The sequence below is a fragment of the Frankia sp. BMG5.60 genome (assembly GCF_059428125.1).
Window position 1 is genome coordinate 4,718,060 of record NZ_CM182091.1, and the last position, 22,020, is coordinate 4,740,079.

General features: G+C 71.4%; 21 protein-coding genes. 13 read left to right on the forward strand and 8 right to left on the reverse strand.

Going from position 1 to position 22,020, the window contains the following annotated elements; genetic code table 11:
* Positions 1-288 carry a DUF2530 domain-containing protein gene (locus AC5R91_RS19395; protein WP_495392753.1) on the reverse strand — a complete coding sequence of 96 codons (288 nt, stop codon included), beginning with the start codon at positions 286-288 and terminating at the stop codon, positions 1-3.
* Positions 289-494: 206 nt separating this feature from the next.
* On the opposite strand from AC5R91_RS19395, the gene AC5R91_RS19400 reads away from it, so the two are divergent.
* Both AC5R91_RS19400 and AC5R91_RS19405 read left to right on the forward strand, forming a co-directional pair.
* Positions 495-1,079, forward strand: a complete 585-nt coding sequence (locus AC5R91_RS19400; protein WP_495392754.1) for a lytic polysaccharide monooxygenase auxiliary activity family 9 protein — start codon at positions 495-497, stop codon at positions 1,077-1,079.
* A 174-nt stretch (positions 1,080-1,253) separates the two neighbouring features.
* The gene (locus AC5R91_RS19405) at positions 1,254-2,861 is read left to right on the forward strand and encodes a flavin monoamine oxidase family protein (RefSeq protein ID WP_495392755.1); all 1,608 of its coding nucleotides are present in this window, start codon (positions 1,254-1,256) and stop codon (positions 2,859-2,861) included.
* Positions 2,862-2,915: 54 nt separating this feature from the next.
* Here AC5R91_RS19405 and AC5R91_RS19410 read toward each other — a convergent pair whose 3' ends face one another.
* Positions 2,916-3,785: a sulfotransferase gene (locus AC5R91_RS19410; protein ID WP_495392756.1), complete on the reverse strand. Its 870-nt coding sequence runs from the start codon at positions 3,783-3,785 to the stop codon at positions 2,916-2,918.
* Positions 3,786-4,728: 943 nt separating this feature from the next.
* On the opposite strand from AC5R91_RS19410, the gene AC5R91_RS19415 reads away from it, so the two are divergent.
* On the forward strand, positions 4,729-5,220 hold the full coding sequence (locus AC5R91_RS19415; protein WP_495392757.1) for a winged helix-turn-helix domain-containing protein: 492 nt from the start codon (positions 4,729-4,731) through the stop codon (positions 5,218-5,220).
* Between the two features lie 9 nt (positions 5,221-5,229).
* Here the strand turns inward: AC5R91_RS19415 and AC5R91_RS19420 are convergent, their stop codons facing one another.
* Genes AC5R91_RS19420 through AC5R91_RS19430 form a run of 3 tightly spaced genes read right to left on the reverse strand, consistent with a single transcriptional unit; the run spans position 5,230 to position 6,725 of the window.
* Positions 5,230-5,880, reverse strand: coding sequence for a 2'-5' RNA ligase family protein (locus tag AC5R91_RS19420; protein WP_495392758.1), 651 nt, complete (start codon positions 5,878-5,880; stop codon positions 5,230-5,232).
* A gap of 14 nt (positions 5,881-5,894) precedes the next feature.
* Positions 5,895-6,494, reverse strand: coding sequence for a Clp protease N-terminal domain-containing protein (locus AC5R91_RS19425; RefSeq protein ID WP_495392759.1), 600 nt, complete (start codon positions 6,492-6,494; stop codon positions 5,895-5,897).
* 3 nt (positions 6,495-6,497) lie between these two features.
* On the reverse strand, positions 6,498-6,725 hold the full coding sequence (locus AC5R91_RS19430; protein WP_009741358.1) for a helix-turn-helix transcriptional regulator: 228 nt from the start codon (positions 6,723-6,725) through the stop codon (positions 6,498-6,500).
* Between the two features lie 128 nt (positions 6,726-6,853).
* Here AC5R91_RS19430 and AC5R91_RS19435 point away from each other — a divergent pair, with 128 nt between their 5' ends.
* A complete protein-coding gene (locus tag AC5R91_RS19435) occupies positions 6,854-7,867 on the forward strand; it encodes a Gfo/Idh/MocA family oxidoreductase (protein ID WP_495392760.1) in 1,014 nt (337 codons plus the stop codon).
* A 21-nt stretch (positions 7,868-7,888) separates the two neighbouring features.
* Here AC5R91_RS19435 and AC5R91_RS19440 read toward each other — a convergent pair whose 3' ends face one another.
* A complete protein-coding gene (locus AC5R91_RS19440) occupies positions 7,889-8,320 on the reverse strand; it encodes a MarR family winged helix-turn-helix transcriptional regulator (protein ID WP_044885462.1) in 432 nt (143 codons plus the stop codon).
* A 477-nt stretch (positions 8,321-8,797) separates the two neighbouring features.
* On the opposite strand from AC5R91_RS19440, the gene AC5R91_RS19445 reads away from it, so the two are divergent.
* From AC5R91_RS19445 to AC5R91_RS19465, 5 genes are all read left to right on the forward strand, one after another.
* A complete protein-coding gene (locus tag AC5R91_RS19445) occupies positions 8,798-10,405 on the forward strand; it encodes a sensor histidine kinase (protein WP_495392761.1) in 1,608 nt (535 codons plus the stop codon).
* 117 nt (positions 10,406-10,522) lie between these two features.
* Positions 10,523-11,293 carry a response regulator transcription factor gene (locus AC5R91_RS19450; protein ID WP_495392762.1) on the forward strand — a complete coding sequence of 257 codons (771 nt, stop codon included), beginning with the start codon at positions 10,523-10,525 and terminating at the stop codon, positions 11,291-11,293.
* Between the two features lie 271 nt (positions 11,294-11,564).
* On the forward strand, positions 11,565-12,932 hold the full coding sequence (locus AC5R91_RS19455) for a citrate synthase (RefSeq protein WP_495392763.1): 1,368 nt from the start codon (positions 11,565-11,567) through the stop codon (positions 12,930-12,932).
* A 308-nt stretch (positions 12,933-13,240) separates the two neighbouring features.
* Positions 13,241-14,536: an AAA family ATPase gene (locus tag AC5R91_RS19460; RefSeq protein ID WP_495392764.1), complete on the forward strand. Its 1,296-nt coding sequence runs from the start codon at positions 13,241-13,243 to the stop codon at positions 14,534-14,536.
* Entirely contained in the window at positions 14,533-15,150 is a 618-nt protein-coding gene (locus AC5R91_RS19465) for an RloB family protein (protein ID WP_495392765.1), read from the forward strand. Before AC5R91_RS19460 ends, AC5R91_RS19465 begins: the two co-directional genes overlap by 4 nt.
* A 69-nt stretch (positions 15,151-15,219) precedes the next feature.
* Here the strand turns inward: AC5R91_RS19465 and serC are convergent, their stop codons facing one another.
* Both serC and AC5R91_RS19475 read right to left on the reverse strand, forming a co-directional pair.
* Positions 15,220-16,344: a phosphoserine transaminase gene (gene serC, locus AC5R91_RS19470; protein ID WP_495392766.1), complete on the reverse strand. Its 1,125-nt coding sequence runs from the start codon at positions 16,342-16,344 to the stop codon at positions 15,220-15,222.
* Positions 16,337-17,446 (reverse strand): citrate synthase 2, encoded by a 1,110-nt coding sequence (locus AC5R91_RS19475; RefSeq protein WP_055750573.1) that lies wholly within the window; start codon positions 17,444-17,446, stop codon positions 16,337-16,339. Before AC5R91_RS19475 ends, serC begins: the two co-directional genes overlap by 8 nt.
* A gap of 397 nt (positions 17,447-17,843) precedes the next feature.
* On the opposite strand from AC5R91_RS19475, the gene AC5R91_RS19480 reads away from it, so the two are divergent.
* The 4 genes from AC5R91_RS19480 to AC5R91_RS19495 all read left to right on the forward strand — a co-directional run bounded on the left by AC5R91_RS19480 (position 17,844) and on the right by AC5R91_RS19495 (position 21,884).
* Positions 17,844-18,230, forward strand: a complete 387-nt coding sequence (locus tag AC5R91_RS19480) for a toll/interleukin-1 receptor domain-containing protein (protein WP_495392767.1) — start codon at positions 17,844-17,846, stop codon at positions 18,228-18,230.
* Between the two features lie 327 nt (positions 18,231-18,557).
* Complete coding sequence (gene pdxH / locus AC5R91_RS19485) at positions 18,558-19,166, forward strand: pyridoxamine 5'-phosphate oxidase (protein WP_495398006.1); 609 nt, start codon at positions 18,558-18,560, stop codon at positions 19,164-19,166.
* A 1,168-nt stretch (positions 19,167-20,334) separates the two neighbouring features.
* The gene (locus AC5R91_RS19490) at positions 20,335-21,120 is read left to right on the forward strand and encodes a hypothetical protein (RefSeq protein WP_495392768.1); all 786 of its coding nucleotides are present in this window, start codon (positions 20,335-20,337) and stop codon (positions 21,118-21,120) included.
* On the forward strand, positions 21,117-21,884 hold the full coding sequence (locus AC5R91_RS19495) for a L,D-transpeptidase (protein WP_495392769.1): 768 nt from the start codon (positions 21,117-21,119) through the stop codon (positions 21,882-21,884). Before AC5R91_RS19490 ends, AC5R91_RS19495 begins: the two co-directional genes overlap by 4 nt.
* The last annotated feature ends 136 nt before the right edge of the window (positions 21,885-22,020 follow it).

Sequence of the window (22,020 nt, forward strand, 5' to 3'; positions counted from 1 at the left end):
CTACCCCTGCCGGCCCCGCAGCCGGTTGCGGCGGCGGATCACGATCCACAGCCCGGCGAGCCCGAGCCCGAAGCCGCAGATCGCGGTGGCCAGCCACCACAGGTGGCCGTCGTCGCGCAGGTCGTCCAGAAACACCAGCATGACCAGCGCGGCGACGGCCCACAGCACCGTGCCGACGGCGACGGAGACGACGCCGTCGTAGGGCAGCGGCTGGGGCGCCGGCGGGTCGGTCGAGACCGGCCCGGCGGCGACGCCCCCGGCGGGGTCGCTGTTCGCTGACGCACTCATCCCGCCAGACGGTACCCGCCGCCCGCGGGCCGGGGCTGCCGGGACGCCCCCGCTCGACCGGAACGCGGCACACGATCCCGGTCCGGGGCTTTCCGCGGAAAACTCCTTAAATGACTCGGTCGAGTTTCAAAAAATCATCACGGAAGGCCGACTCTTTCCCGTGTTTCGGGAATGCAAACCAAGAGGTCCGACGCTACCGTTACACCATGACTCAGAGCAAAGTGGCGCCGCGGCACGGTACGGTCTCCGAACCGGCCTCCCGCGCGCACATATATCTTGCCGAATGGCAGTCCGCCGGCCTGGAATCAGGCAAGTTCTTCCCGGAGACGCAGGCAGGGCTGGCTGACCCGTATGCGCCGGACGATGTCCGGAACGATGCCCCGCCCGCCGACGGGAAGATTGCCAGCGCCGGCCAGGACTATGCCGCCGAACTGGACAAGCCGGGATCGGACTGGCAGAAGCACTCCGTCGCCGCCGGCCAGCGGCTCACCATCAACTGGAGTTTCCACGCCCCCCACAAGACGCGGCGGTGGAACTACTTCCTGACCCGGGAGGGCTGGGATCCGAACGCCCCGCTGAGCCGGGCCCAGTTCGAGCCGAACCCCATCCATCAGGTCCAGAACAGCGGGCAGCCCTACTGGTCGGCCGACGACCTCCTGCCGGAGAACCCGACCCGCCACACGATCGTGCTGCCGCAGCGGCAGGGCTACCACGTCCTGCTCAGCGTCTGGGAGATCGCCGACACCGCCAAGGGCTTCTACCAGGTCATCGACCTCGGTTTCACCGGGTGACGCCGGGTCCCGTCCGCCGGCCGGCTCCGGCCGGCGGACGGGGCGGGCCCGCTCACGACCGCGGACGAGTACCGGTCACCAGACGAGTACCAGACACCGGACGAGTACCAGACACCGGACGACGATGAAGGCAGGTGGGTAAACCATGCGCGACGCCGACCGGGGACGACTCCCGTGACCGCGCGAAGTGCCGCCGACGCACTGCGCGAGGCGATGATCGGCCAGGGTGGGCCGGAGGCGACAGGCTGGACGGGCTCGCTCGAGCTGCCCCCGGCGCCCCGGGCGGGCGCCACCGTCGCCGTCCTCGGCGCCGGGGTCGCCGGGTTGACCGCGGCGTACGAACTCGGCCGGCTGGGCTACCGGTGCACCGTGCTGGAAGCGTCGGACCGTGCAGGCGGCCGCAACCGCACCGCCCGCGGCGGCGACGTGCTCCGCGAGCTCGGCCCGACCGGCGAGCCGGTCACCACCCACCGGTGCTCCTTCGACGACGGGCTCTACCTCAACCTGGGCCCCGGCCGCATCCCCTATCACCACCGCCGGGTGCTCGACTACTGCCGCGCGTTCGGCGTCGGCCTCGAGCCGTACATCATGGAAACGACGGCGGACGTCATCCACCTCGCCGACGGTCGGGTCGTCCGGTGGCGCAACCGGCAGGTCGCCAACGACACCCGCGGGCACCTCGCGGCAATGCTCGCCAGGACGCTCGTACGACGGGACGCCGGCACCGGGGAACTGCTGGACCTGCTGCGGGTGTTCGGTTCGCTGGCGGACGACCACAGCTACGACGGCTCCACCCGCTCCGGGTACCTCGAGGACCCCGACGTCCACGACTTTCCCCGCCCGGCGCCGCCGATCCCCCTCCAGGATCTGCTGGAGTCGGGATTCTGGCGGCACAGCTTCTACCAGCCGGTGGATTATCTGTGGCAGGCCACGATGTTCCAGCCGGTCGGCGGCATGGATCGCATAGTAAGCGCCTTCGACCGGAAACTCCGCAGTGAATTCGGCGAGGTCGTCGAGCTGAACTCCGAGGTCACCACGATTCGGCTGCTCGACGAGGGTAAGGTGGCCGTCGAATACCGGCGCGACGGCCAACCGCGGACGCTGGTCGCGGACTACTGCGTGAGCAGTATCCCGTTGCCGGTACTGCGGGGAATCTCGACGAACTTCTCCGCCGAGTTCGACGCGGCGATCAGGGCCGTCGAGTTCGCGAACACCTGCAAGGTCGGCTGGCAGGCCGAGGAGCGTTTCTGGGAGAGCGACGCCGACCAGATCTACGGCGGGATCAGCTGGACGAATCATCCGATCACCCAGCTCTGGTATCCGAGCAACGACTACTTCTCGGCGGCAGGCACCGTGACCGGCGCCTACAACTTCGCCGGCGTGGCTGCGAAGTTCGGCGACCTGGCACCGCCGGAGCGGTTGGCGCAGGCCCGGGCCGGGGCGGCGGAACTGCACCCGCAGTTCACCGACGAGGGCGTCGTTCCCACCACGAAGGGCATCACGATCGCCTGGCACAAGGTGCCGTACCAGCTCGGCGGCTGGGCCGCCTGGGATCCGGGGAACCCCGACCACATGCGGGCCTACAAGCAGCTTCTCCAGCCCGAGGGAGACGGGCGTTTCTACGTGCTGGGTGACCAGAGCTCCCCGCTGCCCGGTTGGCAGGAGGGGGCGATGATGTCGGCCCACTACGTGATCGCTCAGATCCAGGGCGTCATCCCACTCACCGTGCCCGAGGCCGTCCGGGTGCCCGATTCGGTCGCCCTCACCCAGGGTTCCCGCTGACCCGGCGGCGCTGGGCGCCGACCCGCCCCGGCCGGCAACAGGTCCCCGCAGGGATCAGTCCGGGGACGGACCGAGCGCCCAGCGCCGTCCCGTCACCTGATCGAGCAGGTCGAGATCGGCGCCGAAACCGGCGTGCAGCCGCGCGGCCACGGCCGGATCGAGCCGCCGGGCCGCAGCCGCCGCAGCCGCCGCCGGCTCGGCGCACCACGGGCCGACCGGGTCGCGGCAATGCTCGACCAGGACCTCGGCGGGATGGTCCGCGCGGTCGGCACCGGCGGGGCCGCGGTGGCGGCCGAGGCCGAGGAAGCGGTAGACCCGCCCCAGCGCGATCGCCGGATCTGCGCTCAGCTCGGGGTAGGGCACGAGGAGCACCTGCTGGCGCGCGAAGAGGGTGTACAGGCGCTGCACCTGGGCCCCGTACCGGCCCAGGGCCAGATACCGCCACGGCCAGGACGAGGGGGCGCAGGCCCGCTCCGCCTCCGCCGCCAGGGCGCCCTCGAAGTCGGCGATGGGCTCCAGGCCGGACGAACGCATCCGCAGCCAGTGCGCGTGGGCCCGCGCCGCCGGGTCCCGCAGCAGGGCGATGAGCCGCACGTAGGGCAGCACCTCGTGCAGGTGCCGCAGCGCCGTGAAGTCCGCCAGGTGGTACGGGGCACTCACGCCGCACAGGACGCCCGCGGGCGCGGGGTCCACCAGGGCCTCGAACCGCGCCCGACGACGCGCCGCATCCAGGCCCGATGCTCCTGCGCCGCCTTGCGCCGTTCCCCCGGCATCCGAGTCCGGATCGCCGGGCGGACCAAGCGCGGTCGGCGGGGTGAGAGCGGTGCCGGGGAGAAAGACGGCCGGGCAGCGGCGCAGATCGGCGAGGAGGACCTCCATCCCCGCGTCCGGCGCACCGATCACGAGGAAATCAGGCAGCGCCATGAGATCTCCTGTTCTCGGCCACTTCGCGTCCCCGACCAGCGGGTGCCGAATGATCTGCCAGTATATTCCCGGCTTCCCCACCGGAAAAATCGACTTCGCTCGACCGTCGGCGCGACTCGCGAGATTCCGGCCGAAACCCTCCTAATCGGATGGATGCGGACACGATCCGCCCGCCCGGAAACCTTCACCCAACCGCCGGCCGACCGCGCGGACCTGGGGTCCCACGCCCCCGCCGCCACCCATTCGATACATCTCATACCATCATGTGAATCAAGTCACACTTTTATTCTCTTGGCGGCGACCGGAGCAGTGTGCTTCCGTTGCTCTTGTGTTGAAGCGGCTGATCCTGGTCACCCGGAGCCATATCGATCTGCTCCGCGTCGCCTCGGCTGCCTGTCCGGCTGTCTGACGGGCGGCCGCCAACCGCACCACCGGTGCCCACGCCTGCGGGCCGACCGGAGCCGCCGCAAGGGCTCCGGACTCCGGCCCAGTGCGGTTTCCGGCCCCGTGAGGTCCGGCCCCGGCCTGCCGAGGCCCGCCGTCATCACCACGGGCCCGTAGTCGATCAGGCGCACCGCGTCGTCGCGGTGGCCACCACATCCCTCCACGCCACCGGCGAGGACGCCCGGCACCATCGACGCCCGGTCCGCACCTGCTCGGCCGCCCCATCGTCGCGGTGCCCGAGCGCTGTCCAGCCCCTGGCCCGAGCCCACCGAAACCGGGACGGGAGCAGCCCCGCCGCCACGCCCACTCAGGACTCCCGCCCCGGCCCAGGGACCGCCCGGCTCCAAGGCCCGCCAAGACTTCAGGGCCCGCCAGGGCTCCAAGGCTCAAGGTTCCAAGGCCCAACCGGCTCCACAAGCCCACCCGGCTCCACAAGCCCACCCGGCTCCGCGCCCACAGCTCCCGGCGACCGGGAGAACCACTGACCGAAAGGCCAGCGATGCCCCCGCAGACGACCACCCTCCCGTACCGGCCGCGCCTGGTGACCACGCCGCCGCGCACGCCCCTCGGGACGGCGGCGACCCTCCCCCGTCAGCCCGCGCCCGCCCCGGCTCACGCGCGGGCGACCGCGGCACCGGCCCGGCCCGACCACCGCCCGACCGCCCAGACCCCGCCCCGCTCGGGGGTGTGGATCGACCGGACCGCCTGGCTCGCGACCGTGGACGGCCGGGCGCTGCAGTTGACCTACCTCGAGTTCGAGGTGCTGGACTTCTTCGTCCACCACCCCGGGCAGGCGCACAGCCGGCAGGCACTGCTGTCGTCGGTGTGGGGACACCAGGCCGACGACGCCACGTCCCCGGACGTGCGTACGGTCGACGTCCTCGTGACCCGGCTGCGGCGCAAGCTCGGCCCCGAGCACCGGTACCGGATCGAGACGGTCCGCCGCGTGGGCTACCGCTACCGCCCGCTCGACCCGGCCGTGGCGTCCTGAGAGCGGCCGTCACCGGCCGGTGAGCGGCCAGGACGCCTCCTGCCGGTAGACCGGGGCGGCGCCCGGGCCGGCATCGACGCTGCGCATCAGGACCAGCCGGTCGACGGTCCACGGCAGCGGCTCCACATCGGCGCGCAGCAGCTCGACGAGCGGGCCGAGCTCGCGGTGGCCGCGGTCGGGCACCCGGGCGAGCGTCAGGTGGGCCCGCAGCGGCCGGTCGTCCGCCCCGGCGGCGGCGCCGGCCCGCTCGGCCGCCCGCCGCACGCCGGCCGCGAGCGCCCCAAGCGCCCCGGCCGGTACCGCCGCGCCCTCAGGCCGTGCCGCCGCACCCCCAGGCGGTGCCCCCGCACCCCCAGGCCGTGCCCCCGCGCCCCGAGGCTGTGCCGCCGCGGACCGGGGCCGCACCGCCGTCCACAGCACCCGGTCACCGAAGTGACCGCCGCCGACGGTCTCGACGTCGATCGGGCCGTGCCGCCGCGCCACCCGCGCGAGCCGGGCGTCGAGGTCGCCGCGCCGCTCGTCCGGCACCTGGCCGAGGAAGGCAAGGGTGACGTGCCACCGGTCTGGCGCCGACCAGCGCAGGTCGGGGGCGGCCCCCCGGGCCCGGTGCACCGCGGTACACAACGCATCGGTCACCGCGGCCGGCGGCACGGCGGCCACGAACAGCCGCGCGGTCAGCTCCGCGCTCCGGGGTCGGCGTCGTCCGCTACCGCCGCCGCCGCGAGCCGGACCTGTTCCAGGCTCCTCCCTCGGCGCTCGATGATCCCGGCGGCCAGCGAGAACCGGTCGGCGAGCATCCCCAGCAACAGGTGCAGCGGCGTGATGTCGCCCTCGCCGCGGGTGGCCGCGAGCCGCACGGAGCGTTCCAACGCCCGCCGCGCCTCGGCCGAGAAGCGCCGCCCGCGGGCGCGCGGACGCCGCCGCCACCAGGACCGCCGCGGGGTCTTGCGGACCATCGTCAGCCCGAGCACGCCGGCGCCGAACCGCTCGTCCGCGGCGGCCCGGATGGCCTCGTAGTCCACCCCGATCGCCGCGAGCGCATCGGTGTCCACCTCCCGGCCGCCGCGTGAGAGCACCCGGGCACCGTGCAGCTCGGCCCGCAGCGACGGCTCGTCGAGCCCGAGGTCGGCCAGGGCACGCCCCACAGCGCCGCCCTCGGTGACGATGGCGAACAGCAGGTGGCCGCTGTGCACCCGGTCGTGTTCGAAGGCCGCCGCGACCCGGGTCGCGGCGCGCACGACCGCGCGGGACTGCGGCGTGAACCTCTCGAACACCGCCTACCTCCCCTTTCCGAACCGACGCCCGTACTTCTTGTGCGCCGCCTGCCGGCTCACGCCGAGCACATCGGCGATCTCCTGCCAGGACCAGCCCTTGTGCCGGGCACTGGCGACCTGGAGCTCCTCGAGTGATTCCAACAGGGCTCGCAGCGAGGCGACGGCGGCGAGACCCACCCGTGGGTCGTCGTCGGAGGCCGCCCCGGCGAGCTTCGTGGCGGTCATGTTCATGGCTGTCAACTTACGTTGACACACGCGGCGTGTCAATTCTGATTGACACGAGGGAACGCTGTCCGCTCTCCGCGACAATCGGGGCCATCGCCGACCACCACGGGCGACCCGGGGGCACTATCAGAGCCGTGACGACGCTCCCCGAGCTGGTGCCACCGCGTGATCCGGCACTGTCCGCGAGCTGGCGAGAACTGCGGCGGCTCGTCCGCCGCCGCCAGCCCGACCTGCCGCTCGCGATGGCGCTGGTCACCGACGGCTCCGACAGCACGACGGCCGGGGTCCTGCGCGACGCCGGGGTCGCGGTCGTCGGCCTGCTCGCCCCGGAGCCGCTGGAATCGCTGGCCTGGGCGGCCGAGGCGGGGGTTCCCCGCGCCTACGCCGACCTGCTGGCCCTGCTCTCGGACGACATCGAGGCGGTCTGCGTGGAGACCCCACCGCCCGGCTCGGACATCGTCGCCCGGCGGGCGGCCGAGATCGGCCTGCACGTGCTGCTCGCCGGCCCCGCCACCGCCGAGGCGGAGACGCTGCGTGCCGTCGCCGACCTGGCCGAGGAGGGCGATCTCGCCCACGTGGTGGCCCTGGACGGGCGTGCCTGGCCGGCGGCGACCCACGTCGCGGCCACGGTCCCGTCACTGGGTCGGCTCTCCCAGATGACCGTGGTCGGCGCGCCGACCGGACCGGCTGGCCGGGTCGAGATCATCGATCTCGCGATGCGCTGGTGCGGGGAGATCCTGGCGGTCTGCGCCGATCCCGCCGCGATGCCCGCCCCCACGCTGACGCCCGACGCGCCCGTGACCCTGGCCCTGCTCTCCGCCAGCGGTGCCACCGTACTGATCAACGAGCAGATGGGCGGCAATCTGGACACCGCCACCCTCACGGTGTGTGGGGACGCCGGGCGCATCGTCGTCCAGGGCCGCCGCGTCCGCCGCCAGGACGACGCCGGCGTGCGCGACCTGCTGATGCCCACCCCGCCGACCGCCCGGCCCGGACTGATGGAGGCCACCTACGACGTCGTGCGGGCCACCGAACTCGACGACGCGCGGACGGTGCGGGGCGCCACCTTCCACGACCTGCTCACCGCGAACCGGCTCATCGCCGCCGCCCGCACCTCCCGCCAGCGAGGCGGCTGGGTCGAGCTGTGACGCGGCAGTGCCGTTGCAGTACTACGAGCCGGCGAGGGCGTCCAGAATCGGCGCCGCCCGGGTCAGGGCGGCGATCTCCTCGGCCGACAGCGCCGCGAGCCGGTCGGTCAGCCACTCGTCCCGGCGCCGGCGATCGTCGCTGAGCAGCGTCCGCCCCTTCGCGGTGACCTCGGCGATCACCTGCCGCCCGTCGGTGGGGTGCGGGCGGCGCTCGACCAGCCCGGCGACCGCGAGATGCGCGATGACCCGCGTCATCGACGGCGGCTGAACGCGCTCGTGCGCCGCGATCTCCCCGAGAGTCATCGGGCCGTGGCGCTCCAGCGACGCCAGCGCGGACGTCTGCGTGGGGGTGAGTTGACTCGACCGCTCCTGGCGCATTCGTCGGGAAAGGCGCATCACCGACAGCCGCAGCGCGGACGCGAGTTCGGCGTCGCTCGCCGTCTCGGTCTCCATCTTCTGACGGTACTCGGCCGGGGGACCGGAGAAAGGGTGATTTCGGGGGATGCATCGCCAAGAGGACGAAAAGGGGTCGGCCACCCCCCGGCGGCAGCCGACCCCCGCACGGTGCGGTGTCCTGCGTCCGGATGCGACCACCGACGACACCGATCCGCGCCACCCAGGTTCCACCGCCGCGCACTCGCTGACTTCGGGGAGAGCTCCGCAGTTCGCCGGGGGATCTCCTGGCGGGGGAGTGGGGGGTAACCCGCAATCCGACAATCGGCGTGTGCAACGCTTGTCGGGTGAGTTCCTGGCTACATAACGTCGACTGACGTGCCGCATCCGCGTCTGCCCGGTCGCCTGTCCGCGTGCGCCGCCCGCCACCGCCGATGGTGTCTGGCAATCGGCGGCTCCGCCGTCACCGCTGGTGCGATCGCCTGCCAGTGGCCCTCCTTCGGGCACAGTCCGCTTTTCGCGACCCTCAATGTCGTCGTGGCGCTCGCGTTCGTGCTCACCGCCGCCATGCTCAACGGCGAGGAGTCGCTGGGCAGCGTCACCGCGGCGCTGGTCCTGGGCGGGCTGCTGTGGCCGCTGTCATGGACGGCGAGCTGGGATGCGGGCCCGTCCGCCCTCGTGTCGACGTTCGCCTACACCCATTTCTGGGTCTGCCTCGGGTGGGGCGTGCTGCGCTACCCGACCGGGCGGCTGCAGAACAAGGGTGAACGGGTGCTGCTGGGCAGCGCGGTGCTCGTCATTCCGGTGGCGAACCTCGGGCTGATCGGTATCGGCCGGCCGGAATGGTTCGGCTACTCCGGGCACCCCGACGTGTGGTGGTACGGCGAGCCGATCGGCCACGGAGCGTTCGACACCACGGTCTGGATCCTCGACGGCCTGACCCTCGTGCTCGCCGCCGCCTTCCTGCTCGTCGTCCGCAGGCGGCTGCGGCGGTACTCCGAGCTGGACCGGCGGGTCTTCCGGCCGGTAGCGGTCGCGTTGCTGCTGGCGTTCGTCCTCGCGGCGACGGTGAACTTCTTCGTCTACAACCCGAGCAACGGCGACGTCGGGCCCGAGTTCGTCGTCATCTCCCTCACCCTCCTGACGATCCCCCTGGCATTCGCGGCGGCGGTGCTTCGCCGGGTGTTCGTCCGGGCCCGCATCGCGCAGCTCCTCGCGACGCTGCCCACCCCGCCGGACGTGCGGGCGGTCCGCGCGGCGCTGCGGGCGGCGCTGCACGACGAATCCGCCGAGATCCACCTGTGGCTGCCCGGGGAGGACCACCACGTCGACGCGGACGGGGCGGTCCGGCCCCCGCCGCCGCCCGGCGCGCCGGAGCTGGTCATGGCCGTGCGGACCGCGGTCGGGGCGCCCCTGGCGGTGATCGCCGCCGCGCCGGCCATGCGACGCAACCGCGACCTGGTCGAGGCGGCCGTGCGCGCGAGCGCCATGGCCCTGGAGAACGCCCAGTTGCACGCCACGGTGGCCGCGCAGCTCGACGCCGTGCGCGCCTCCCGGGCCCGGCTGGTCGAGGCCGGCCTGCACGAGCGGCGCCGGCTGGAGCGCGACCTGCACGACGGCGCCCAGCAACGGCTGCTGACGCTGGCCACCAGACTTGGTCTCGCCCGGACGAAGGCAACCGATCCCGATACGATCTCCGCCATCGAGGCCGCTCGGGAGGACCTGCGCCACGCCCTCGCGGACCTGCGCAGCCTCGCGCGGGGAATTCATCCGGCCGTGCTCAGCCAGGGTGGGCTGCTGCCAGCCCTGGAGGTCGTCACGGCCGCGCTGCCGGTGGAGGTCGAACTGGACGTCCCCGCGGCGCGGTTCGAGGCGGTCCTCGAGGCGGGCGCCTACTACACGATCTGCGAGGCGCTCACGAACACGGTCAAGCACGCCGGGGCCAGCCGGGCCCGGGTCGCGGTGCGCCACGACGTCGGCGTCGTCCGCATCGACGTCACCGACGACGGCAAGGGCGGCGCCACCGCGGTCGAGGGTGGGGGGCTGGCCGGGCTCACCGACCGCGTCCGGGCACTCGGCGGCGCCCTGGTGATCGTCAGCCCGTCGGGCGGCGGGACCCGGCTGACGGCGAGCATCCCGTGCTGACCGTCCCGGCCAACATCGAGACGCCGTCCCGGCCAGCACCGAAACGGCCGGCCAGCACCGAGACGGCCGGCCAGCACCGAGACGGCCGGCCAGCACCGAGCAGAGGAGAACGGACCCGTGCGGGTAGCGATCGCGGACGACTCGACCCTGTTCCGCGAGGGGCTGGCGATGCTCCTGACCGCCGCGGGCGCCGAGGTCGTGGCGCAGGCAGCCACCGCCGAGGACCTCATCCGCGGGCTCGGGCGCAGCCGGCCGGACGCGGTGATCCTCGACATCCGAATGCCCCCCACGTACACCGACGAGGGTCTCGTCGCGGCCGAGCGGATCCGCGCCCAGCACCGCGCGATCGCCGTGCTCGTCCTGTCGACCTACGCCGAGACGCCCTACGCGCTGCGCCTGCTCGGCGACGGCAGCGGTGGCCTCGGCTACCTGCTCAAGGATCGGGTCGACGACGTCGGGGCGCTGCAGGACGCGCTGCGGCGGGTGATCAACGGTCGCCTCGTGCTCGACGAGGAGATCGTCGCGGGCCTGCTGGCCCACCGGCGGCGTGCCGACGAGCTGGCCAAGCTCACCCCGCGGGAGCGCACGGTGCTCGCGCACATGGCCGAGGGCCGGTCCAACCAGGGCATCGGTGCCCGCCTGCACCTGGCGCCCAAGACCGTGGAGAACCACATCGCCGGGGTCTTCAGCAAGCTCGGGATGCCGGCGTCCACGGACGACAACCGTCGGGTGCTCGCCGTGCTCACCTGGCTGCGCAACGCCGCCGCCGGCCCGGGCGAGCCGGGTGCCGCCGCGGGAACCCCCGCCGGCGCGTCATCCGATATCACGCCGGGAACCCGCTCGACGAGTGGCCCCGGGCACCAGAGTGGCTTCTCCCCGTTCGGGTAGGTGCAATCCACCCGCGCGGTGGCCGGCCGCATGCTCACCGAGCGTGCCGCGCCCCATCACCGCAGCCAGGGGATGTGTTTTCCGCCAAGGGGTGGCGCAGCACACGTGGGATGAGGCTCACCGATCACGCGCATGTGCAGCCGCGAACGGCCAGACTTGGGAAGAACCATGTGAGCCAGCAAACCGGCGTGAGCGCTCCGTACCCGGATGCGCGCCCCGGCTGGGGCCAGAGCCGTCACCAGCGGCATCGCCACCGCGAGAGGAGCCCGGCGTGTCCGAGCAGGTCAGCACACTGACCGTCACCGACAACCGAACCGGTAAGACGTACGAGATCCCGGTCACGGACGGCACGGTACGCGCGAGTGCGTTGCGTTCGATCAAGACGGGCGACGACGACTTCGGGTTGATGGCGTACGACCCGGCGTTCACGAACACCGCGAGCTGCCGCAGCGCCATCACCTACATCGACGGCGACGCCGGCATCCTGCGCTACCGCGGCTACCCGATCCAGGAGCTCGCCGAGAAGAGCAGCTTCCTGGAGGTCGCCTACCTGTTGCTGGCGGGCGAGCTTCCCTCCACCGACGAGCTGTCGACCTGGGAAGACGAGATCACGCACCACACCCTGGTGCACGAGTCGATCAAGAAGTTCATCGACGGGTTCCACCACGACGCCCACCCCATGGGCATGCTCGTGTCCACCGTGGGCGCGCTGTCGACCTTCTACCCGGACGCCAAGACGATCGACGACCCGGGCCTGCGGCGGCTGCAGATCGTCCGCCTGATCGCCAAGATCACGACGCTGGCGGCGTACTCCTACCGGCACTCGGTCGGCTTCCCGTACGTCTACCCGGACAACGACCTGTCCTACGCCGGCAACTTCCTCAACATGATGTGGAAGGCCACCGAGCTCAAGTACGAGCCGGACCCGAACCTGGAGCACGCCCTCGACGTGCTGTTCATCCTGCACGCCGACCACGAGCAGAACTGTTCGGCGAACGCGATGCGCGCCGTCGGCAGCTCGCAGGCGGACCCGTTCTCGGCGGCCGCCGCCGCGATCGCCGCGCTGTACGGCCCGCTGCACGGCGGGGCGAACGAGCAGGTGCTGCGGATGCTCGCCGAGATCGGCTCGGTAGAGAACATCCCCTCCTTCATCGCCCAGGTGAAGGACGGCAAGAAGAAGCTGATGGGCTTCGGCCACCGGGTCTACAAGAACTACGACCCGCGCGCCAGGGTGATCCGCCAGGTCGCCGACGAGGTCTTCAAGGTCACCGGCACGAACCCGCTGCTGGACCTGGCCATGGAGCTGGAGCGGATCGCGCTGGAGGACGAGTACTTCATCGCTCGCAAGCTCTACCCGAACGTCGACTTCTACACCGGCATCATCTACCAGGCCATGGGCTTCCCCGTGGAGATGTTCCCGGTGCTGTTCGCCATCGGCCGGATGCCCGGCTGGCTGGCCCAGTGGGAGGAGGGCCTGCTCGACCCCGAGCAGAAGATCGCCCGCCCGCGCCAGCTCTACGTCGGCTACGACCAGCGCCCGTACGTCCCGATGGACGACCGCGGCGCGATCGCCGACACCGAGGCCGACCCGATCGCCGCCCAGGCCGCCCAGGCCGCCCCGGAGCGCCCCCTGCGCTGAGCGACACCCGGCGTCAGCGTGGTCTGCGGCACTCCAGCCGCCTGCCAGAGCCACGCGCGAGCGCCTTCAGATGATCGACACAAGGCCGGCGAGCTGTCCAGCTCGCCGGCCTTGTCGGTTTCCCTGGTCGCGCTTGGCGCGGTGGTCAGGGAGGCACCAGCGTCATCTGTCGCCCAAGGGGGCCCGCCCACCAGTAAGGCGCTAGCTGTCGACAGGCGCCGACTGTACGATCGACCTCAGTTACCGACGCGAATCGGGGGAAGTTCGCCGAGATTCGGACCGAAACCGTGCCCAGAGGGAGGCCAGAGGTGCTTCTGCGCTTCCGGGTGGCCAACCATAGGTCAATCCGGGACGAAGCGGAACTTTCGCTCGTTTCGTCCTCATTGCGGACGATCACCCCACCTGACGGCGACTGGACCGGCGCGACCACCCGCGTAGCGGCCATCTACGGCGCCAACGCGGCCGGGAAGTCAAATCTGCTCGACGCCTTCGATTTCGCCATCAACGCAGTTCGCCATTCAGCCACCACCTGGGCCGAGAGTGAAAGCTTCCCATATCAACCTTTTCGGCTGACCAAGACCGAGGAAGCGCAACCTTCATTCTACGAGTTTTCCTTGACCGTGGATGACGTCCGCTACGACTACGGGTTCAGATGCACAGACCAGGGCGTCCACAGCGAATGGCTCTACAGCTACCCGGAAGGCAGGCGGCGACGGCTGTTTGTACGCAATTCCACCGGAGATGTTCCAATCTCATTCAGCAACCACCTCCCCGGCGACAAGGCTCTGGCGGCCAGTCTGCTGCGCCCACGCAGCCTCTTCCTCTCGGTCGCAGCCAACTCCAATCAGAAATTTCTGCAACGCGTCCAGCATCAGATCACCCGCCATATCCAGTACGCCAGGTACACGGAATTTGACCGACGAACCCGACTCCGCCTGGTCAGAGACGTCGTCGAGGACAAGGACTCTCGAGAAAAGACGGTCGCGCTACTCAAGATGGCCGATCTCGGCATCAAGAGCGTGGTGGTTCGCGATCGGGGGCGGCAATCTATCCTGAAGACCATCCTCGCCACCGACGACGATGAACGCAGAAATGACGTCAACGCACGCGCGATCGCCGCGGTCGGAAAAAGGCTCTCTTTCGTGCATACGACCGCCGACGGAGCAGAGTTCGAAATACCCGAGGTCGACCAGAGCAGTGGCACGCTCGCCTGGATCAGCCTTGCCGTGCCCGCGCTGCACGCCTTCCAGGACGGCGGCGTCCTCCTGGTGGACGAGCTGGACGCCAGCCTGCATCCCCACCTGGCCGCGGCTCTCGTCGGGATGTTCAAGGCGCCGGAGATCAACAAGTCCGGGGCGCAGATCGTCTTCACCACCCACGACGTGAGCTTCATGAGCCCGTCGTTCCCGGCCGCGCTCGAACCCGATGAGATCTGGTTCGCTGAGAAGAACTCGGATGGAGCAACCGAGCTCTACTCACTGGCGGAATACCCGACCCGCCGGTCCGACAACTTCTCCAAGAGGTACCTCGACGGCCGGTACGGAGCCGTGCCGCTGGTGGACCCCGACGCGCTCGCAGGGATTCTGGGCCGGGTTGCAACATGAGCCCCGCGGGTCAACCGGGCAAATCGGAACTCCGGCGCAGGCGAGGGACTCGGACGGAACGACCACGGATCATCATTGTCACCGAGGGCGAACGCACCGAACCCGATTACTTCAACGGGTTGGCACGAGCGATCCGTGCAACCGGTGTCCGGGTCATCAAGCCGAAGGTCATCGGAACGGGACGTGATCCCGAGACGGTGGTCCGCAGTGCGATGTCCCATCGGGAGCGGGCGGGAGATGTGGACGCCTGCTGGTGCGTGGTAGATGTCGACGCACATGCAACGCTAGACCGTGCGATCGCCCTCGCGTCCTCGGCAGGGGTCAAGATCGCTGTCAGCAACCCGTGCTTCGAAATTTGGTTACTCTGGCACTACGCGGACCATACGGCGCATGCGAGTGGCGACCGGCTCCGGCAGATTCTTCGCGGCCATGGTCATCGAAACAAGGCGCTACCCGCCAGCTTTCCATTCGGCAACTACCCCGCAGCCTGTGGCAGAGCAGAACAAGCCGCGCCCGAGTGCGCTCCTGGAACCCGCGGGCCGAACCCCTCCAGCGCTGTCTCGGCCTTGGCCAACTATCTCATCGAAGCGGGCGGCACGCGTCCACGAACGTGACGCAGGCCCGGAGCGGGCCGAGAAGCGAACACTCCCCGACCCGCTCGGCAATTCGTCAGAGCCTGGGTACTACAGGCGTTCGACGACGTAGTCGATGCTGGCGGTCAGGGCCTCGACGTCGGCCGGTTCGATCGCCGGGAAGCAGGCGACGCGGAGCTGGTTGCGGCCGAGCTTGCGGTACGGCTCGACGTCGACGACGCCGTTGGCCCGCAGCACCTTGGCCACCGCCGCGGCGTCGACGCCGTCGAAGTCGATCGTCACGACGACCTGGGAACGCTGCGCCGGGTCGGCGACGAACGGCGTCGTGTACGCCGTCTTCTCCGCCCAGGTGTAGAGGATCGACGAGGACTCGGCGGTGCGCCGCACGCACCACTCCAGGCCACCCTGAGCGAGCATCCACTCGATCTGGTCGGCGAACAGGAACAGCGTCGCCACCGCCGGAGTGTTGTACGTCTGGTCCTTGGAGCTGTTGTCGCGGGCCGTGGTGAGGTCGAGGAACGGCGGGATCCACCGGTCGGTCGCGGCGATCTCGGCGAGCCGATCGATCGCCGCCGGGGAGAACAGCGCCGTCCACAGGCCCCCGTCGGAGGCGAAGTTCTTCTGCGGCGCGAAGTAGTAGACGTCGGCCTCGGAGACGTCGACGGGCAGGCCACCGGCGCCGGAGGTGGCGTCGACCAGGTGCAGGGCGCCGGCGTCGGCGCCGACCGGGCGGCGCACCGGGCGGGCGACGCCGGTGGAGGTCTCGTTGTGCGGGCTGGCGTAGACGTCGATGCCGGCCTCGGGCGCCCAGTCCGGGTGCGTGCCCGGGTCCGAGGACACCACGGAGGGCTCCGCCAGGAACGGCGCACCCTTCGTCGTGTCCGCGAACTTTCCGCCGAACTCGCCGAAGACGAGGTGCTGCGACCGGGTACGGACCAGGTTGAACGCGGCGGCGTCCCAGAAGGCGGTGGCGCCACCGATGCCGAGCACGACCTCGTAGCCCGCGGGCAGCGAGAACAGCTCCGCGAGCCCCGCCCGCACCCGGCCGACCAGGCCCTTGACCGGCTTCTGGCGGTGGGAGGTGCCGAGGTAGGTCGCGCCGCTGGCGGCCAGGGCGGCGACGGCGTCCGGGCGGATCTTCGACGGGCCGCAGCCGAAGCGGCCGTCGGCCGGGCGCAGGCTGTCTGGCAGTTCGATCGCGGCGGCGTCAGCCACGGGGCACCCCCGGCACGACGTCGCCGAGCGGACGCGGGTCCGGGCCGACGTAACGGGCGGACGGGCGGATCAGCCGGCCAGTGCGCTGCTGCTCGAGGATGTGGGCGCTCCAGCCCGCGGTGCGGGCGCAGGTGAACATGGACGTGAACATATGGGCGGGCACCTGTGCGAAGTCCAGTACCACGGCCGACCAGAACTCCACATTCGTGCGCAGCGGGCGGTCGGGGAAGCGGTTGGTCAGCTCCTCGATCGCCGCCGCCTCCAGCGCCTCGGCCACCTCGTAGCGGTCGGAGCCGAGGTCGCGCGCGGTGCGGCGCAGCACCCGGGCGCGCGGGTCCTCCGCGCGGTACACCCGGTGCCCGAAACCCATCAGCCGCTCCTTGCGGTCCAGGGCACGGCGGACGTAGCCGAGCGGGTCCCCGGTCCGCTCGACCTCGTCGAGCATCGCGAGCACCCGGGAGGGTGCACCGCCGTGCAGCGGCCCGGACAGCGCACCGACGGCGGCGGACAGCGCGGCCGAGGCGTCGGCGCCGGTCGAGGCGACCACCCGCGCGGTGAACGTCGATGCGTTCATGCCGTGCTCGGCGGCCGACACCCAGTAGGCGTCGACGGCCTGGACGTGCTTCGGGTCCGGCTCGCCACGCCAGCGGATCATGAACCGCTCCGTTATCGTCCGGGCGCGGTCCACCTCCTTCTGCGGGACCGCGGGCTGCCCCAGGCCCCGGGCGGACTGGGCGACGAAGGACAGCGCCACCACCGACGCGCGGGCGAGGTCGTCGCGGGCCTGCTCAGGGGCGATGTCGATGAGCTGGCCCAGGCCCCAGTAGGGGGCGAGCATCGCCAGCGCGCTCTGCACGTCCACTCTTATGTCACCGGAGTGCACCGGCACCGGGAACGGCTCGGCCGGCGGCAGCCCGGGCTCGAACGCACCGTCGACCAGCAGCCCCCAGACGTGGCCGTAGTCCACCTTGCCGACGAGGTCCTCGATGTCGACCCCGCGGTAGCGCAGCGCGCTGCCCTCCTTGTCCGGCTCGGCGATCTCCGTCTCAAAGGCGATCACGCCCTCCAGACCTGGCTTGAAATCGCTCGTCTTCTCGGCCATCGAGTCCGGATCTCCGCTTCTGTCTGTTGGTTCGACCGGCGATCTGTCGCTTCGACCGGCGGCCCGCCGTGCCTGCCTCGTCGGTCCTGCTCCATCCGATCCTGCCCCGCGGCATCCGGACGCGCCAGAGCGCCGCCGCTTCGCGCCGTTCCAGCCGGCCCGCTGACGCTCGCCGCAGCCTCACACTTCACCAACCCTGACACACTCACACGACAATTTATGAGATCCCTCACAGTCACTTTGTCCGTTTGTGCGGCTATTTGCAACAAGCTGCCGGAAGTGACGTCAGGGACGGCCGACCAGCGGAGATCTCGCCGCGCTACGGTCGGCAGGAGGAAATGGCCCGCCCGACCGGCGGTCACGCTGCGCAAAAACTGGACCAGGAGCTCGGGAGATCATGGCGTTCGTCTTCATCAGTCATCGCGCGGCGGACATCGCCAGCGCCGAACGGCTGGGGCGGGCGGTCAACGCGGTGGGCCATGCGGTGCACCTGGACCGTTGGGAGGTGCGCATCGGCGATACCGTGCCCATGTTCATGAATGACACCCTCGCCACCGCGGATTTTCTCGTGCTGGGCCACTCCACCCTCGGAATTCACGCACCATGGATAGCGCAGGAATTCCTGCCGGCGCTCGCCGCGGACCTCTCGTCTCGCGGGATCATCATGCTGCCCGTGACCCTTTCCGGTGCCGAGGCCCCCACCCGGCTCGGCGGGCGGCCCTGCCTCGACCTGACCACCAACTGGGATCGCGGGGTAGCCGAGGTCCTGCGCGAGCTCGGCTGAGCGCGGGGGCGCGGCTGGCACGATCCTTCGATGGCCTCCATCCCGCCGTCCGGTGCCTCCCCACGCCGCACAGCCGTCCCCACCAGCACAGCCGTCCCCGCCAGCACAGCCGTCCCCGCCAGCACAGCCGTCCCCGCCAGCACAGCCGTCCCCGCCAGCACAGCCGTCCCCGCCAGCACAGCCGTCCCCGCCAGCACAGCCGTCCCCGCCAGGACAGACTTCTCCGCCAGCACGGACTCTCCCGCCGGCACGGACTCTCCCGCCGGCGGAGACCTCCCGGACAGGCCAGACCCGGCCGGGCAGCGGCAGAGTTACCACACCGGTCGGTTGGAACCGGAACAGCTTGCGGCGACCTGGGTCGAGCAGTTCGCCCGCTGGTTCGCCGACGCGAGCACCGCGGGCGCGGGCGTCCCAGAGGCCAACGCGGCCGTCTTCGCCACCGCGTCCGCAGACGGCCGGCCGAGCGCCCGCACGGTACTGCTCAAGGGTTTCGACCACCGCGGCTTCGTGATCTACACGAACTACACCTCCCGCAAGGGTCGGGAGAGCGCCGAGAATCCCTTCGGCTCGCTGGTCTTCCCCTGGTATGCCCTGGAACGGCAGGTCGTGGCCATCGGCGCGGTGGAGCGCGTCAGCCGGGCCGAGACCGAGCACTACTTCGCCTCCCGGCCCCGCGGGTCCCAGCTCGGTGCCTGGGCCAGCCACCAGTCGCAGATCATCGAGTCCAGGGACGTCCTGGACACCCGCGCCGCCGAGCTCGCGGCCCGCTGGCCCGCGGGGACCCCGGTGCCCACCCCGCCGTTCTGGGGCGGGCTGCGCCTCGTGCCCGACACCGTCGAGTTCTGGCAGGGGCGGACGAACCGGCTGCACGACCGGCTGCGCTACCGCCGTGCCTCCACCGCGGACCGCTGGGCCGTCGAACGCCTGTCCCCCTGACACCCGGCCCCCGCCCCGACCTCGCCCGGCTCGCACCCGGCCCCCGCCCGGCTCTCACCCGGCTCTCACCCGGCTCTCACCCGGCCCAGGCTGATCCCGGCTACCGCCCTGTCGTCCACGCTCTCGGCGGGGGTGCCGGCGACGCCGTCGCCGACCGGTGTGATTGCGGCCGGTCGGGTCCGGCGACAACCGGTGCGCCGGCACCGGGTGGTCACGCCGCCGCCCACATGAATCGCCTCCCCGAATCCGGCCGGTTTTCCGGATCCGGTGTCCCGGCGACATTTGTTCGGAACCGCCCGTCCGCAGCCGGATTCCCACCGCGCGGACCCGACGCACAACCCGCCGATGTCTCCGCGTGGTGAGGCGCGGCCGTGCCTCCATGGCCGCCCCGCCGCAGGCTGAACTCGACCGGCCGGACCCTAGGGGACGCGGCTGAGATGAAGGCACGTACAGCCTGTCGGGTTCAGCCGCTCCCTCGACGCGGAACCGCCATGCCGGAATCCGCGGCGGCCACGGGCCGGGCCAGCGCGCCAACCCGTGCCGACGGACAGGGCGCCGTCCCGCGCCGACGGGGTAGGGCGCACGGCCGAAACGGGCCAGCCCACGCGGGGCGCCGCGGACAGGGGCGACTCGGACAGGGGCGACTCGGACGGGGGGCGGCCGGGAGTGGGACGGAGCCAGGAACCTCGCCGCCGGCGCAGCCACCGGCCGAGCGGATCTGGGCGGCGACCGGCGGAGCATCGAACGCCGGCGGGGCACCGAACCCCGCCGCCTCCCCCGAACGCGGATACCGGCGGCGAACGCGCCGCGAACGCGGATACCGCCGACGAACGCGGATACCGCTTGCGAACGCGGATACCGGCGGCGAACGCGACGGCTTTGCGGTCGGCCGTGACGGGGCGCCATTGCCGCGGCGGCGCGGTCACCGGTTCATCCGAGCCGATCACTGTTCGCAGTTCGGTGTCGTTCAGCGTCGGGGTTCATCCGGACGCCACTCGGCTGCGGCGAACACCACCGGATGACCACGAATCACCGCGCCGTTCACCCAACGGTCCCGCTACGACCGACCCGGACGTACCGGGACGTCGACCGCGTTGCTATCTTCTTTCCGATCAAAGCTTCCCGTCGAGGTATTCCTGACCCGGCAGATGTCGAGGGAGACGGATTCATGCGCAGCACTCGAATGCGGGCCGTGGTGGCCGGCGTTCTCGGCGTGGCAGCGATCGCGCTGGCCTCGCCGGCGTCCGCCCAGACGCCGTCACCCACGCCGACCGAGACCGCCGCCGTCAGCTCACCGACTCCGACCGCCCCCGCGACCGTCGGCGCGTCTTCCAGCGCATCGCCGACCCCGACCACCGCCGCACTGGCCGCGACCAGCCCGAGCGCGACCCCGAGCGTCGACCCGAGCGCCACGCCGAGCCCGGTGGCCGGCGCCACTGCGAGCGTCGACCCGAACGCCTCGGCCTCGGCCTCGGCCTCCCCGGCCGCTGCGGCGGCGTCGACCGGCGGCACCGGTGACCCGACCCTCGACGGGTTCCTCGACCTGCTGCCGTTCAAGGTGCCGCTGGACAAGGAGATCAACGGCGTCGAGGACATCGACGTGAACCCCCTCGTCCTCACCTTCACCTGCAACGGCAGCGAGCCGGCCTGGAAGCTGAAGAACACCGGCAACAAGAGCTTCGGCTTCGGCTGGTTCGACACCAACCTGGGCGGCGGCATCCTCGACATCGGTCCGAAGCAGACCGTCGACATCCCGTCGAAGGCCCTCGCCGTGGTCGGCTCGCCCTGGGACGCCGAGACGAAGCTCCTGCTCGTGACCGTGCCCACCGTCGGCGTGTCGAACTGCGGCGGCGCGACGAGCGCACCGCCGGCGATCCCGGTGCCCGCAGCGCTGCCGGTCGCGGCGCCCGCCGCCAGCAGCTCCGTCACGGCCGAGCCGTACTACACCGGATGACCATCAACCGGCTCAGCTCCAGGACGGCCGCGGGAATCCTCGCGGCCGTCCTCGGCGGCGTGGTGCTCACCGGGTGTGGCGGTGGCGACGGCAGCCACGACGCCGCCACCAACCTCTCACCGCAGGTCCGCAACCAGCTCGCCGCGATCGCGGGCCTCGGGCAGAGCAAGAGCACGGTGGTCACCGCCGTCGGCACGAGCATTGACATCTACAGCGCCCCCACGGACACCCAGCCATCGTCGACGCTGGCGAGTCCGAACGAGAACGGCGTCAGGCGGGTCTTCCTGGTCCAGGCCAAGATGCCCGGCTGGTGGCAGGTGATGCTGCCCGTCCAGCCCAACGGCAGCACCGGCTGGGTCAAGGCCGACCAGGTCAGCGCGTCGGAGACGCCCTACCGGCTGGTCGTGTCCCGCGGTCACCACCTGCTGCAGGTGTTCAGCGACGGCAAGCAGATCGCGCAGGAGCCGGTGGCCATCGGCACCACCGACACGCCGACCCCGGGCGGCCGTTTCTACCTGATGGAGCTGCTTCGGCCGCGCAACCCGAACGGCCCGTACGGCCCGTACGCATTCGGTCTGAACGGTTTCTCCACGTCGCTGAGCTCGTTCGACGGCCGCAAGCCAGTGATCGGCCTGCATGGCACGAACGAACCGAAGATGATCGGTAAGGATGTCAGCCACGGCTGCATCCGGCTGAGCAACGACGCGATCACCCGTCTCGCCCAGACCGTCCCGCTGGGCACTCCGGTCGACATCGTCGCCTGACTGGCGACTCCGAATCCGCCGGCCGACTCGGCCCGTCCAGGCGGCCGCTTGTCCAGGTTGCGGGCTTGTCCAGGTTGCGGGCTTGTCCAGGTTGCGGGCTTGTCCAGGTTGCGGGCTTGTCCAGGTTGCGGGCTTG

What these genes read in the sequence shown, in the direction of transcription:
- AC5R91_RS19490 (WP_495392768.1), top strand. Translation starts at nt 20,335, where the DNA reads ATGCGCAGCACTCGAATGCGGGCCGTGGTGGCCGGCGTTCTCGGCGTG.
- AC5R91_RS19475 (WP_055750573.1), bottom strand. Translation starts at nt 17,446, where the DNA reads ATGGCCGAGAAGACGAGCGATTTCAAGCCAGGTCTGGAGGGCGTGATC.
- AC5R91_RS19480 (WP_495392767.1), top strand. Translation starts at nt 17,844, where the DNA reads ATGGCGTTCGTCTTCATCAGTCATCGCGCGGCGGACATCGCCAGCGCC.
- AC5R91_RS19440 (WP_044885462.1), bottom strand. Translation starts at nt 8,320, where the DNA reads ATGGAGACCGAGACGGCGAGCGACGCCGAACTCGCGTCCGCGCTGCGG.
- AC5R91_RS19465 (WP_495392765.1), top strand. Translation starts at nt 14,533, where the DNA reads ATGAGCCCCGCGGGTCAACCGGGCAAATCGGAACTCCGGCGCAGGCGA.
- AC5R91_RS19395 (WP_495392753.1), bottom strand. Translation starts at nt 288, where the DNA reads ATGAGTGCGTCAGCGAACAGCGACCCCGCCGGGGGCGTCGCCGCCGGG.
- AC5R91_RS19400 (WP_495392754.1), top strand. Translation starts at nt 495, where the DNA reads ATGACTCAGAGCAAAGTGGCGCCGCGGCACGGTACGGTCTCCGAACCG.
- AC5R91_RS19415 (WP_495392757.1), top strand. Translation starts at nt 4,729, where the DNA reads ATGCCCCCGCAGACGACCACCCTCCCGTACCGGCCGCGCCTGGTGACC.
- AC5R91_RS19430 (WP_009741358.1), bottom strand. Translation starts at nt 6,725, where the DNA reads ATGAACATGACCGCCACGAAGCTCGCCGGGGCGGCCTCCGACGACGAC.
- AC5R91_RS19495 (WP_495392769.1), top strand. Translation starts at nt 21,117, where the DNA reads ATGACCATCAACCGGCTCAGCTCCAGGACGGCCGCGGGAATCCTCGCG.
- AC5R91_RS19410 (WP_495392756.1), bottom strand. Translation starts at nt 3,785, where the DNA reads ATGGCGCTGCCTGATTTCCTCGTGATCGGTGCGCCGGACGCGGGGATG.